Below are 13,352 nucleotides of genomic sequence, written 5' to 3'. Positions count from 1 at the left end.
ATGGAATCCTACGCACTGCTTTTCGCGGCGACGCTGTCGGCCGGTACCGTGCTGGCGCTGGCCGCGCTGGGCCTGTTGATCAACGAGAAGGCCGGCATCGTCAACCTGGGCGCCGAGGGCATGATGCTCTGCGCCGCCATCGCCGGGTTCGCCACCACGGTGCACACCGGTAGCCACACGCTGGGCTTCGCCGCCGGCATGGCGGCGGGCGCGGCGCTGGCGGCGGTGTTCGGCGTGCTGGTGATCTGGCTCAACACCAACCAGTACGCGACCGGGCTGGCGCTGTCACTGTTCGGGACCGGATTTTCGGCCTTCGTCGGCATCTCCTATGTGCAGGCCAAGCTGCCCGAGAGCACCCGCTTCGTGGTGCCTTTGCTGGGCGACATCCCGGTGCTGGGGCCGGCGCTGTTCCGCCACCATCCGCTGGTGTACGGCGCGATGCTGCTGACCGCCGGCTTGGTCTGGTTCCTGTACCGCTCGCGTGCCGGGCTGGTGCTGCGCTCGGTGGGCGAATCGCCCGAATCGGCGCATGCGCTGGGCTACCCGGTGCGGCGCATCCGGCTGGCCGCGGTGGTGGCCGGCGGCGCGCTCTGCGGGCTGGCGGGTGCCTACATCTCGACCGTCTACACGCCGCTCTGGGTCGAGGGCATGGTCGCCGGCCGGGGCTGGATCGCGCTGGCGCTCACCACCTTCGCCACCTGGCGTCCGGCACGGGTATTGCTGGGTGCGTACCTGTTCGGCGGGGTGACGATGCTGCAGTTCCATTTGCAGGCCGTCGGCGTGGCGGTGCCGAGCCAGCTGCTCAGCATGCTGCCCTACCTGGCGACCATCGTGGTGCTGGCCCTGATCTCGCGCAACCCGGCCTGGATCCGCGTCAACATGCCGGCCTCGCTGGGGAAACCCTTCTATCCTGGGTCATGATGCGGCGCGGCCCCGTACCGGCCGCATCGCCGCCCGTCCCCCGCTTTCCGACCACCCTTTTTTTAGCAACCCGAGAGAGAGAAGAAACGCCATGACCGACCTGACCAAACGATCCCTCCTGCGCGTGGCCGCCCTGACGGCCGTGGCCTCCGCGGCCCTGGTGGGCTGCGGCAAGAAGGAAGAGCCGGCACCGGTGGCCGCCACCACGCCGGCACCGGCTGCCGCTGCGCCCGCCGCCGCCACCGGCCCGCTGAAGATCGCCTTCGCCTATGTCGGCCCGGTGGGCGACGGCGGCTGGTCGTTCGCACACGACAACGGCCGCAAGGCGATCGAGAAGGAATTCGGCGACAAGGTGGTGACCAGCTTCGTCGAAAGCGTGCCCGAGTCGGCCGACGCCGAGCGGGTGCTGCGCGACATGGCCAGCCAGGGCAACAAGCTGATCTTCGGCACCACCTTCGGCTACATGGAGACGATCCAGAAGATCGCCCCCGATTTCAAGGACGTGAAGTTCGAGCACGCCACCGGCTACAAGACCGCCGAGAACGTCCGCACCTACGACAGCCGCACCTACGAAGGCGCCTACATGGCCGGCGTGATCGCCGGTGCCATGACCAAGTCGAACGTCCTGGGCGTGGTCGGGTCGGTGCCGATCCCCGAGGTGATCCGCAACATCAACAGCTTCACGCTGGGTGCCCAGTCGGTTAACCCGAAGATCAGCACCAAGGTGGTCTGGGTCAACGAATGGTTCAGCCCGCCCAAGGAAACCGAAGCCGCCACCTCGCTGATCAACGGCGGCGCCGACATCCTGTTTCAGAACACCGATTCGCCCGCCGTGCTAAAGACCGCGCAAGAGAAGGGCAAGCGCGCCTTCGGCTGGGACAGCGACATGACCGCCTACGGCCCCAAGGCCCACCTGGGCTCGGCCGTGATCAACTGGGGCCCGTACTACATCAAGGCCACCAAGGACGCCCTGGACGGCACCTGGACAACCGGCAAGAGCTGGTGGGGCGTGAAGGAAGGCGCGATCGACATGGTCTCCATCGCCGAAGACGTGCCCGCCGAAACCAAGGCCAAGGTCGAGCAGATCAAGGCCGGCCTGAAGGACGGCAGCTTCAGCATCTGGAAGGGCCCGATGGTCGACAACACCGGCAAGGAACAACTGGCTGCCGACAAGGTGGCGGACGACGCGTTCTTGGGCGGGGTGAAGTTCTATGTGAAGGGCGTGGAAGGGACCGTGCCGAACTGAGGTGCCGTGTATTGCAGGGCTGTGCCTGGTGCCGGCCCTCTGCATCCACTGCTTCGAAAGCCGCCTTGTGCGGCTTTTGTGTTTTTTGAGAGCGGAAAGTGGCTCTAGCCGGCGTGGTGCGCCGGCTGGTAGCTATTTAATTGATAGCAATCGAGTGTTGTGAGTGGAAAAGTGCTCAGGGGAGTGGATGCCGAGTTGCTTGTGCAAAGCGGTACTACCGTGGTGCCCTAGCCGGGAGCGTCGGGTGACCCCCTCCGCGAATGTCCCCCGCCTTCGGCTCCTCCTAATACGATCCCCCTCGCTCCTGCCGCGCTGAAGGGAGCCCGTCCGGATGACCCCGNCCGGGTGACCCCCTCCGCGAATGTCCCCCGCCTTCGGCTCCTCCTAATACGATCCCCCTCGCTCCTGCCGCGCTGAAGGGAGCCCGTCCGGATGACCCCGTTCTCCCCCTTGGGACTCGGAGCCCGCAATTAAGACTGGGACACTGGACGGTTTCGACGCTGTAGCGCGAACGGTGTCTTGGGGCGCTGCCGTCGGGTCTTCTGGCCCCGGCGGCAGCGACCCCGCGTATTAGGGTGCGCAGGTCGAATCAAGCGTCTTCTGTGGCAAGGAGTTGCCTCATGGTTTTCCATCTGGGAGTCGACGTCAGCAAGGCCAAGCTCGACCTGGCGCTGCTGTCTGCCAACGATAAATTCAAGTCCAAGGTGTTTCCCAACGACGCCCGGGGCTTCGCATCCCTGCTCGAATGGCTGCGGGACCTGGTGGACGGCGCGCTCGACGCGGTGCACATCTGCATGGAGTCCACCGGCAGCTACCACGAGGCGCTCGCCTGCTTCCTGCACGACGAGGGACTGGCCGTGTCGGTGGTCAACCCGCTGCTGGTCAAGCGCTTTGCCGAAGCCTCGGGGCTGCGCCACAAGACCGACGGCGGCGACGCCAAGTGCATCGCGCAGTTCTGCAGGCTGCACAAGCCCTCGCGCTGGGAGGCGCCCTCGAAGGGCCTGCGCGCGCTGCAGGCCCTGGTGGCACGCCTCGATACCCTGCAGGCCATGCGCCAGGCCGAGTGCAACCGGCGCGAGGTCGCGCACGACTCGGTGGCCGACTCGATCCGCCGGGTGGTCGCGGACCTGGACGAGGCGATCGCAGCAGTCAAGGCGCAGATCCGGCGCACCATCGACGACGACCCGGACCTGAAGGGCCGCAACGATCTGCTGCAGAGCATCCCGGGCCTGGGCGAGCGGACCATCCCGCAGCTGCTGGCCTACATCGGGCGGCCCGAGCGCTTTCACTCGGTCAAGGCCCTGATCGCCTATGCGAGCCTGGCGCCACTCATACGCCAGTCGGGCACCTCGCTCGACCAGCGCAGAGGTACGCACCCGATGGGGCACCAGGAGCTCAAGCGGGCGTTGTACTTCCCGGCGATGGTGGCGGGCCGCTACAACCCGCTGGTGGCTGCGTTCTGGAAGAAGCTGGCGGCGCAGAACAAGCCGGGCAAGGTGATCGTGGTGGYCTGCATGCACAAGCTGCTGGCGATCGCCTACGGTGTGCTGCGTTCGGGCAAGCCTTTCGACGCACAGCACCTGTCTGCGCAACAAAAGGCTTGACGCGGACAACGGTGTCTTAATTTCGCTGCSGGGGTCACCCGACGCTCCCGACCCTGGAAGCGTCGCGGCGTGCGGGTCGGATCAGCGACTAGCGCTCTTCGCTGGCACCCTGTGTGCTTCGACGTCCAGCGAAGGAAGCCGTGCCCATCGCAAGCAACCGCCTGATCACCGTCGATCAAGCACCCGAGAGGGATCGTGACGATGGCGTGCTCTGCGCAGCGACATCGAGGAGGAGGCCGCAGGCCGGGGGACAGTCGCGGAGCAGAGCACGCCGTCGGCGCGAGCCCGGCCCACTCCAACCTTCCACCGCGCCAACAAACCCCACAACCTCAAAACCCAGTCGATCGCTACAAAAACAATAGCTAGAAGCCAGCGAACGACGCCGACCACAGCCACTATTTACCTCGAAAAGCCCCGACCAGCGCACACGGATGCCAAGGGGCAATCCCGATCCCATGCCCGTCAGTTGCGCCAGGCCAGTTCCCGCGCCTGCCCCTGGATCACCGGCTGCGTGTCGTGCAGCTTCTCGCCGGCGAGCACCTGCTCGTAGACCTGCAGGTAGTCGGCGGCCATGCGGTCGGCGCCGAAGTGTCGGACGACATGGTCGTGGCAGCGGCGCGGATCGAAGCGGTTGGCGCGCACCGCCTCGGCCAGGGCGTCGGCGTTGTCGGCCAGCACGCCGCAGTCGTGCGGCACCAGCTCGGGCAGGGCGCCGTAGGGCGTCGCGAAGACCGGGCAGCCGAAGTACAGGCTCTCGATGATCGCCAAGCCGAAAGGCTCGTGCCAGCGCACCGGGAAGACCATCCCGCGCGAGCCGTTGAGCAGCGCGTTCTTGGTCTCGCCGCCCACCATGCCGTGGAAGCGGATGCGGCGCGAGAAGGTATAGCGAAAGCCGCGTTTCCAGTTGAGCCGGTCGCCGCCCAGCACGTCCAGCAGCACGCCGGCCTTCTGCGCCACCTGGATCGCGCCGGCGACGTTCTTGACCCGCCACGCCGCCTTGCCGAGGAAGTGGTAGTACCCGCGCGGCCGCTCGAAATCGACCGGCCCGTAGGCCGACCAGTCGAGGCCGTTGTGCACGTAGCGGGTGGAGCCGTAGCGCGCCGCATGGTCGCGCGAGAGGAAGACGGTGTTGAGCGGCAGCGGCCGGGCCTTGCGGGCATTGCCGTGCTCGGTCACCAGGTAGGGCCGGCCCAGCGCGTCTTCGGATGCGAACTTGGGGTGGAACTGGAAGTGGACGATGTCGACGTCCGCCGGCACCTGCTCGGCCCAGGGCCGCTCGGTGTCGATCGGCAGCACATGGGTCGCGAAGTCGCAGTGCGAGCCCGCCGGCACCAGGTAGCTGACCCGGTGTCCGCGCTGCACCAGCGCCCGGCCCAGGTCCCAGATGACGCGCTCGGTGCCGCCGTAGGCGAACACCGGGATCGGCGAGTTATTGACGAGCAGGACATGCATCGGCGGTGGCTCCGGTGGCGGGCAGTGCGGCGGCGGTGCGTGCCTCGTGGCCGCGCAGGCAGCCGTAGACCAGCAGGTTGAAGAACAGGTAGCACATGTTGCCGCTGTTGTGCGCCATGAACACCTGGGTCAGCCCGAAGGCGATGCAGCAGACGGGGACCAGCACGCCCACCACCCGCAGCGCCAGGGCGGTCGGATCGGGGTCGGGACAGTTGCGCAGCCGTCGGCGCGGCCAGAACAGCCACAGCGGCACCGCGTAGAAGAACAGCAGCGCCGCCACGCCGGGCAGGCCGCGCTTGGCGAAGATGTCGAGCACCTCGTTGTGCGCATGGCTGAAGCTCAGCACGCTGGGGTGGGCCAGGCCGGCGTGCACGCGGCGGGCCTTCTCGACCTCGTAGCCGTTCTGCGTCCAGCCGGTCAGGGGCCGGTCCCAGCCCATCTGCCAGGCCAGCTTCCAGTGCGACAGCCGCTGGCCGACGGAGGTGACCTCCTGGTCGCCCTTCTCGTACTGCTGCAGCTCGGTGCGGGCCTTTTCCAGGCGGTGGTCGATCATGTGCGGCTGGGTCAGGCCGAGCAGGCCGATGCCGAGCACGGCCGCCGCCAGCACCCGCAGCATCTGCTTGTGCGGCAGGTGGCACCAGAGCAGCACCACCAGCACCGGCAGCACCACCGCCAGCGCCAGCCAGCCGCCGCGCGTCTCCGACAGCACCGACGCCAGCCCGCCCAGCAAGGCCCCCAGCAGCAGCACCGCGCGCTGCCAGTGCCGTGCGAAACCGGGCGGCCGCACAGCGAACAGGGTGAGGCACATCAGCCCCAGCAGCAGCGCCAGGTCGCCGAACTGGATCGCGTTGGTGTAGCCCATCGCCCGCGGCAGGTGCTGGACGGCGCGCTGGTAGAGCGCGATGCCGCCGCTGCCGACGGCGCCGATCGCGATGCCCCAGAAGAACGGCCTGACCCGCGGCGCATAGACATGGACCAGCAGCAGGCAGGGCAGCGCGATCATGTACTTGGTGGGCCGGTCGAAGCCGCCCCAGTCGGTCCGGCCCGAGCGCGAATCCAGCAGCCAGAAGAACGCCATCGCCACGATCGAGAGCGCCAGCCAGCCGGAGCCCTCCAGCGGCCGGATGCGCCGGTCGCCGAGCGGCAGCAGCACCAGCGCGCCGAGCAGCAGCATCGCCGCGCCCATGGAGTAGCCCGACGGCAGCCACAGGGCCAGCCCGGGGACGAGAAAGGCCGCCGCCGACACCAGCGGCACCGCGTAACGCTCCAACCTCATCGGACGACCTGTCCGGTGAGGTGCGCGCGGTCGTAGGACAGCGCGGCGTAGCGGAAGAAGCTCTCCAGCGCGACGAACAGGCAGTACAGGAAGCCGGCGCCGCCGCAGAGAAAACCGAGCCGCAGCAGGTACAGCCGGAAGAACATGCTCAGGCCCGAGGCCAGGCCCCGCAGCACGCCGCCGCGCTTGCCCAGCGCGGCACGCTTGGCCGCGCCCAGCATCGCGTACTGGGTGAGCTTTTCCAGGCTTCCGCGCACAGTCTCGCGGGAATGGTGCAGCAGCGGCGCGCGCACCAGGTGGCGCGGCAGGGGCTCGCCCCGCAACTGCGCCTCTTCGTGGACCACGCCGGTGAATTCGCGCAGTAGCTCCCGCGGGAACAGGCGCTCGATCTGCGACTGCGCGCGGTACCAGGTGAGCGGCCGGCCGAAGGCGACCATGCGCCAGCGGATCTTCCAGACGCCGCGGGCGCCGCTCTGCACGATGGCCTGCAGCTCGTCGCGCAGCGCGGGCGTCATCTGTTCGTCGGCATCGAGGAAGAACACGTAGTCGCCGGTGCAGTGCGCCAGCAGCCGGTTGCGCTGCACCGCGAAGCCCTGCCAGTCGGGATGGGAGAACACCCGCGCGCCGGCGGCCTCGGCCACGGCCATGGTGCCGTCGGTGCTGCCGCTGTCGACCACGACCAGTTCGTGCGCGATCGGCGCCGCGCTGTCCAGGCATTCGCGGATCCGATGGGCTTCGTTGCGGGTGAGGACCGCGACCGACAGCGTGGGCGTGCGCGCAGCGGCCGTCGGCCGGTCAACGCCGCCTGCGCGGTCGCCGTGTAGGGGTTGCAAGAGAAGAGGGCCCGGGAAGCGGAAGACGGTCGGCGCGCGCGGCTCAGTGGCCGGCACGCACCGTTTCGCCCGCCCGCAGGCGGTAGACCGTGCCGCAGTACGGGCACTTGGCTTCGCCGGAGTGCGCCACGTCCAGGTACACCTTGGGATGGGTGTTCCAGAGTTTCATGTCGGCCTTCGGGCTCGGGCAGAAGACGCCGCCGTTGGCGTTGAGGTCGGCCGCCACGAGTTCGACCACGACCACCGGGCGCTTCACCGACGCGGCCAAGTTGGAAGGGTGGGAGGGATGGGAAGGGGCAGTCATCGCGTCAGACCTTGGTGAGCCAGTGGGCGTACTTGGGATTGCGTCCGTTGACGATGTCGAAGAACGCCGACTGGATCTTCTCGGTGACCGGGCCGCGCGAGCCCTGGCCGATCTCGATGCGGTCGAGTTCGCGGATCGGGGTGACTTCGGCGGCGGTGCCGGTGAAGAAGGCCTCGTCGGCGATGTAGACCTCGTCGCGTGTAATGCGCTTCTGCACCAGCTCGATGCCGAGGTCCTTGCAGATGTGCAGGATGGTGTTGCGGGTGATGCCGTTCAGGGCGCCGGCGGACAGGTCGGGGGTGTAGACCACGCCGCCCTTGACCACGAACACGTTCTCGCCCGCGCCTTCCGATACGAAGCCCGAGGCGTCGAGCAGCAGAGCCTCGTCGTAGCCGTCGTCGAGCGCCTCCATGTTGGCGAGGATCGAGTTGGTGTAGTTGCTGACCGCCTTGGCCTGCGTCATCGTGATGTTGACGTGGTGGCGGGTGTAGCTCGAGGTCTTGACGCGGATGCCGCGCTTCATGCCCTCGTCGCCCAGGTAGGCGCCCCAGGACCAGGCGGCGACCATCGCGTGGATGGTGTTGCCACGGGGGCTGACGCCCAGCTTCTCGGAACCGATCCAGGCCAGCGGCCGCAGGTAGCACGAGGCCAGCTGGTTCTCGCGCACCACGGTACGGTGGGCCTCGTTGATCTCGTCCTGGGTGAAGGGCAGCTTCATCCGCAGGATCTTGGCGCTGTTGAACAGGCGCTCGGTGTGCTCCTGCAGCCGGAAGATCGCGGTGCCGTCCACCGTCTCGTAGGCGCGCACGCCTTCGAAGACGCCGCAGCCGTAGTGCAGGGTGTGGGTCAGGACGTGGATCTTGGCGTCGCGCCAGTCGACGAGCTGGCCGTCCATCCAGATCTTGCCGTCGCGGTCGGACAGGGAGGGCGCGGGGGGGACGAGGCTCATGCGGGGTGTCCTTGGGTATCCGGAAAAAGGATCGTGGTCGGGGAAACCCGGGATTTTAAGGCGTGCCGGCCGTCGGGGCACCGGCGACACGGGCGGTCGCGCCTTCGTCGGGCTCCGGCGCGGGCCGGGTGAGCTGCCAGCGGACCAGGCGGCCGCCGTCGAAAGTGCAGTCCACGTACGACTGGGTGCCGTCGGTCCAGCGGTAGACCTCGGGCTGCTCGCCGACCGGGCTGCGCTGCTCGCCGAGGGCCCGGGTGAGCGCCATCACGTGGAGCAGGGTCGACTGCGGCTTGAGCTTGGCGTTGAGCATCACCGCGCTGCCCACGTAGCCCACCGGCCGGTCGGAGGCGCGCTTGAGCACCGTCATCATCCGGGTGAAGTGCATCAGCAGCCACATCGTGATGCCGCCGCCCACCACCGCCACGCCGCGCCAGCCGTAGATATTGAAGGCCGCGACCAGCAGCACCAGGCAGCCGACGGGGACGATCACTTTGAAGAGCTTGTTCATCCGGGCATTTTCGCAGGGCGCCGACAGCGGGATTCAGGCGCCCGGCCGGTGGCACGCGCCGTGCGCCGGATGCCCGGGGCAGCCGTGCAGCAAACGGCGGGTGACGCCGTTGGTCCAGCCGAAGCCGTCCTGCAGCGGATACTCGCCACCGTCGCCACCCGCGGCCGCAGTGCCGTCGCCGGTGTCGCGCATCGCGTACTTCTCGACCAGCTTGCCTTCCCGGGCGTAGACGGCGCCGACGCTGTCGAGCCAGCGGTGGGCGATGGTGCCGGCCAGGGCCGTGTGGCCGTAGTCGGCCAGCCCGCGGATCGCCATCCACTGCAGCGGCGCCCATCCGTTGGGGCGGTCCCACTGCTCGTGGCTCTCGGTCTCGCTGGTGGCCAGGCCGCCGGGGGCGAGCAGCCGGGCGTGCACGGTGGCGGCCAATGCATCGGCCTGCGCCTGCGCGGCCAGGCCGGCGAAGAGCGGCACCACCGTGGCGGCGCTGAGGGCGTGGCGCAGCCGGCGATGCTCCCAGTCGTAATCGAAGAAGGCGCCCTCCTCCGCGTTCCACATCAGCCGCTGCACCGCCGCGCGGCGCGCCTCGGCCTGTTGGTCGAACTTGCTTGCGGTGGCCGCGTCGCCGGTGGTGCGGGCCAGCCGGGCGATGGTGGCCTCCAGCCGGTAGAGGAAGGCGTTCAAATCCACCGGCAGGATGGCGGTGGTGCGGATCTCGCACAGGCGCAGCGACGGCTTGGCCATGTCCTGCGGGTCGCAGAGCCAGCGGCTGCTGAAGTCCCAGCCCGATTCGGCCGCCGCCCGCAGGTCGCGGTACACCGCGGGCGCCGGGCGCCGGCCGGCCTGCTGGGCCGCCGTTTCCACGTCCTCGGCATACGACTCCTCGCGCGGGGTTTCGCGGGCATCCCAGTAGCGGTTGAGCAGGGTGTCGTCGGGCAGGCGCACCACGTGCTGTCCCGCCTCGCCCGGTGCGATGCTGTCGGCGCCCGCCATCCACCAGGCGTGTTCCTTGCGCAGCTGGGGCAGGTAGTTGGCAGCGGCCGGGCCGCCGCAGGCCTCGCACAGCTCCACCATCAGCGCGAAGACCGGCGGCTGCGAACGGCTCAGGTAGTAGCTGCGGGTGCCGTTGGGCACGAAGCCGTAGGTGTCGATCAGGTAGGCGAAGTTGTCGGTCATCGCATGCACCAGCGCCGCCTGCCCGCTGTCGGCCATGCCGAGCATCGTGAAGTACGAGTCCCAGTAGTACAGCTCGGCGAACCGCCCGCCCGGCACCACATACGGGTGCGGCAGCTGCAGCAGGGACGATTGCGGCGGATGCGCCGCCGGGTGCCGCGTGAGCACCGGCCACAGCGCGTCGATATGGTCCACCAGCGGCTGGCCGAGGACCGAGACGTAGTGGCTGTCGGTGGCCGGCTGCACCTCGAAATGCGCATGCACGAAGGCATGCAGGTCGAAGCCCGGCTGCGCCTGCTGCGCCCGGTAGTCGCGCAGGATGTCGGCCGGCGCATGGCGGGGCGCGCAGTCGACGAAGACCTTGCTGTCGGCGAAGACACGCGCCTTCTGCACCGCGAGGAACAGCTCCTCGTAGCGGTCCGCCGGCGACAGGGTGTCGTGTGCCGGGGCCTGGGCGGCGGCGGCCTGGCGCCGTGCGGCATCGGGCGCATCGGCTGCGCCGGGCGCGGTCGCCACCAGCGGCACGGGGTCGGAAAAGGAGGAACGCAGCATCGGCGCATTGTCCGCAGCCATGCCCGATCCCGCGTTTCGAGATGCGTGCGGCCGGTACCGCGGACTGCGCGTCAGCCGCCGCCGTGGCCGTCCCGGCGCGGCGCCCAGGCCGACCACACGGCCGCCGCCACCACCATCGCACCGCCCACCGCGATCCGCGGCGCCATGGCCGAAGCGCCCAGCGCCACCGAGGACACGCTGGCGAACACCACCTCCGACAGCATCACCAGCGACGTGCCCTGCGCGGTGAGCCGGGCCGCACCGTACTGCAGCGCCACGTTGCCCACCAGAAAGCACAGCGCCAGCACCAGCGCGGTCGCCACCCAGGCCATGCCGGGCGCGGGCGGCGCCGGCACCGCACCCGCCGCCAGCCCGGCCAGGGCCAGCGCCCCCGCGGTCGCGAAGCCGCCGCCGAACATCGCCAGCGTGCGGCCGGTGCCCGGCACCCCGCGCAGCCGCCGCAGCAGGATGTTGGTGAGCGAGAAGCAGAAGCCGCCCGCCAGGCCGAGCCAGTCGGGCAGGCTGCCCGGCACCGGCCAGTCGGCGCCCGGCACCTTCAGGATCGTCACCACGCCGGCCACCGCCAGCGCCATCCGCAGCAGCGCCGTCGGCCGCGGCCGCTCGCCCAGCAGCGGCCACGCCAGCACCACCGTCCAGACGGGCATCAGGTAGAACAGCATCACCACCCGCACCACGTCGCCCTGGGTCACGCCCCAGTTGAAGCAGATGTTGGTGAGCCCCGCCGCACCCGCCAGCAGCCACAGCCCCGGATGCTCCCGCAGCGCCCGCCAGGCCTGCGGACGCCATGCCAGCAGGCACGCCAGCGCAAAGGCATAGATCGCCGCCGTCGCCCACAGCGGATGCACCCCGTGCGCCTCCAGGTGCCGGAACGGCCACCAGGCGCATCCCCAGACGAAGGCATTGAGCACCAGCGCGAGGGCGGGCAAGACGGAAGAAGGCATGAAAGAACGAAGCAGGAGATCGAGGTGCAGCGCCCCTGAGGCGACATCCGCCGCCAAGTGCGCCTAGGTTTGAATCAACAGCCGCCGCGGCCCCCACCACCCTCAAGGGCGTAGCGAGCGGCTGCAGGGCAAGGCGCGGGTGGCGGGGTACCGGAGCGTAGCAGCGCTACCTGAGGACACCCCGCCGGGCCCCGCGACGCCGCCCTGCGGCCGCGCAGCAGCCACCGACCCACCTCAGTGGTGGTCGTCGTGGCGGGCGATCGCCATCAGGTGCTCCACCTCGTCCTTGTGGGCGACCAGGTTGTGGGCATGCCAGCGCTGGATCGCCCACATCGCGCCGGCCACCACGACGCCGAAGCCGGTGATCGCGCCGAAGGCCGACACGCCGAACTTGGTCGATACGCTGTACATCGCGCCCAGCCCCAGGATGCAGGCCTGCTCGTTGAAGTTCTGCACCGCGATCGAGCGGCCCGCGCCCATCAGGTTGTGGCCCCGGTGCTGCAGCAGCGCGTTCATCGGCACCACCAGGAAGCCGCCGATGCCGCCCAGCAGGATCAGGAACGGCGCGGCGACCCAGACGTTGTCGATGAAGTTCATGCCGATCACCAGCAGGCCCATGCCGATGCCGAGCGGCATCACCCGCGGCGCCATGTCGAGCCGCATCCGCATCGACGCGAGCACCGCGCCCACGGCGGTGCCGATGGCCACCACGCCCACCAGCGAGGACGCCTGGGTGGTGCTGTAGCCGAGGGCCGCGGCGCTCCAGGCCAGCACGATGTAGCGCAGGTTGCCCGAGACGCCCCAGAACAGCGTGGTGGTGGAGAGCGATATCTGGCCCAGCCGGTCGCGCCACAGGCGCGAGTTGCAGCTCCAGAAATCGGGCAGCAGCTCCAGCGTGTTGCGCAGCATGCCGCGCTGCGGGTCCTTGCACAGCGGCCGCATCTCGACGCCGGTGTGCGGGATGCGGGTGTTGAACCAGGCGGCGATCGCGTAGATGAAGATCAGCAGGAAGATCGCCGCCTCGGGCGCGGTGTCGACGCTGGTGTCGATGAACGGGAAGTCGAACGAGAGCAGCATGCCCGACAGGTGCCGGCCCACCAGCTGCCCGCCGAGCAGCACGCCCAGGATGATCGAGGAGATGGTGAGCCCCTCGATCCAGCCGTTGGCCTTGACCAGCTGCGATGCGGGCAGCAGCTCGGTCAGGATGCCGTACTTGGCGGGCGAATAGGCCGCCGCGCCCAGGCCGACGATCGCGTAGGCGGCCAGCGGATGCGCGCCGAACAGCATCATCAGGCAGCCCACCACCTTGATCGCATTGCTGTAGAACATCACCGTGCCCTTGGGCCTGGCGTCGGCGAAGGCGCCCACGAACGGGGCCAGCACCACGTAGAACAGCGCGAACATCGGCACCAGCGCGGCGCGCTGCCACTCGGGTGCGCCGCCGGTGCGGAGCAGTTCCACCGCCGCTACGAAAAGCGCGTTGTCGGCCAGCGACGAAAAGAACTGGGCCGACATGATCGTGTAGAAACCGCGCTTCATCGGGTGGCTGACAGGCCGGCGTGGGGTCCGGCAAAA

At 69.3% G+C, this 13,352-nt stretch carries 12 protein-coding genes; 3 read left to right on the top strand and 9 right to left on the bottom strand.

The window, feature by feature from the left end; genetic code table 11:
- The 3 genes from ASE76_RS17665 to ASE76_RS17655 all read left to right on the top strand — a co-directional run bounded on the left by ASE76_RS17665 (position 1) and on the right by ASE76_RS17655 (position 3,771).
- A complete protein-coding gene (locus tag ASE76_RS17665; protein ID WP_055842649.1) occupies positions 1–921 on the top strand; it encodes an ABC transporter permease in 921 nt (306 codons plus the stop codon).
- Between the two features lie 91 nt (positions 922–1,012).
- Positions 1,013–2,167 carry a BMP family ABC transporter substrate-binding protein gene (locus tag ASE76_RS17660; RefSeq protein WP_055842646.1) on the top strand — a complete coding sequence of 385 codons (1,155 nt, stop codon included), beginning with the start codon at positions 1,013–1,015 and terminating at the stop codon, positions 2,165–2,167.
- Between the two features lie 620 nt (positions 2,168–2,787).
- The gene (locus ASE76_RS17655; protein WP_055842643.1) at positions 2,788–3,771 is read left to right on the top strand and encodes an IS110 family transposase; all 984 of its coding nucleotides are present in this window, start codon (positions 2,788–2,790) and stop codon (positions 3,769–3,771) included.
- Positions 3,772–4,233: 462 nt separating this feature from the next.
- On the opposite strand, the gene ASE76_RS17650 is transcribed toward ASE76_RS17655, so the two are convergent.
- The 9 genes from ASE76_RS17650 to lplT form a co-directional block, all read right to left on the bottom strand.
- On the bottom strand, positions 4,234–5,223 hold the full coding sequence (locus ASE76_RS17650) for a glycosyltransferase (RefSeq protein ID WP_055842641.1): 990 nt from the start codon (positions 5,221–5,223) through the stop codon (positions 4,234–4,236).
- A complete protein-coding gene (locus ASE76_RS17645; protein WP_055842638.1) occupies positions 5,201–6,499 on the bottom strand; it encodes an O-antigen ligase in 1,299 nt (432 codons plus the stop codon). Before ASE76_RS17645 ends, ASE76_RS17650 begins: the two co-directional genes overlap by 23 nt.
- On the bottom strand, positions 6,496–7,332 hold the full coding sequence (locus tag ASE76_RS17640; protein ID WP_082448696.1) for a glycosyltransferase family 2 protein: 837 nt from the start codon (positions 7,330–7,332) through the stop codon (positions 6,496–6,498). The genes ASE76_RS17645 and ASE76_RS17640 overlap by 4 nt, the downstream gene beginning before the upstream one ends.
- Positions 7,333–7,375: 43 nt before the next feature.
- Positions 7,376–7,576 (bottom strand): zinc-finger domain-containing protein, encoded by a 201-nt coding sequence (locus ASE76_RS17635; protein ID WP_055843061.1) that lies wholly within the window; start codon positions 7,574–7,576, stop codon positions 7,376–7,378.
- A gap of 64 nt (positions 7,577–7,640) precedes the next feature.
- Complete coding sequence (locus ASE76_RS17630; protein WP_055842635.1) at positions 7,641–8,585, bottom strand: branched-chain amino acid transaminase; 945 nt, start codon at positions 8,583–8,585, stop codon at positions 7,641–7,643.
- A 55-nt stretch (positions 8,586–8,640) separates the two neighbouring features.
- On the bottom strand, positions 8,641–9,093 hold the full coding sequence (locus ASE76_RS17625; RefSeq protein WP_055842630.1) for a hypothetical protein: 453 nt from the start codon (positions 9,091–9,093) through the stop codon (positions 8,641–8,643).
- A gap of 33 nt (positions 9,094–9,126) precedes the next feature.
- Positions 9,127–10,815, bottom strand: a complete 1,689-nt coding sequence (treF, locus tag ASE76_RS17620; RefSeq protein ID WP_055843059.1) for an alpha,alpha-trehalase TreF — start codon at positions 10,813–10,815, stop codon at positions 9,127–9,129.
- A gap of 71 nt (positions 10,816–10,886) precedes the next feature.
- Positions 10,887–11,777, bottom strand: coding sequence for a DMT family transporter (locus tag ASE76_RS17615; RefSeq protein ID WP_201781883.1), 891 nt, complete (start codon positions 11,775–11,777; stop codon positions 10,887–10,889).
- A gap of 234 nt (positions 11,778–12,011) precedes the next feature.
- The gene (gene lplT, locus ASE76_RS17610) at positions 12,012–13,316 is read right to left on the bottom strand and encodes a lysophospholipid transporter LplT (RefSeq protein WP_055842625.1); all 1,305 of its coding nucleotides are present in this window, start codon (positions 13,314–13,316) and stop codon (positions 12,012–12,014) included.
- Positions 13,317–13,352 lie beyond the last annotated feature (36 nt).

Origin of the sequence: Xylophilus sp. Leaf220 (assembly GCF_001421705.1) — a bacterium.
In the GTDB taxonomy this organism is placed as follows: Bacteria; Pseudomonadota; Gammaproteobacteria; order Burkholderiales; family Burkholderiaceae_C; genus Xylophilus.
The sequence above is the reverse complement of the archived record's forward strand: the minus strand, read 5'-3'. Positions and strand labels throughout refer to the sequence as shown.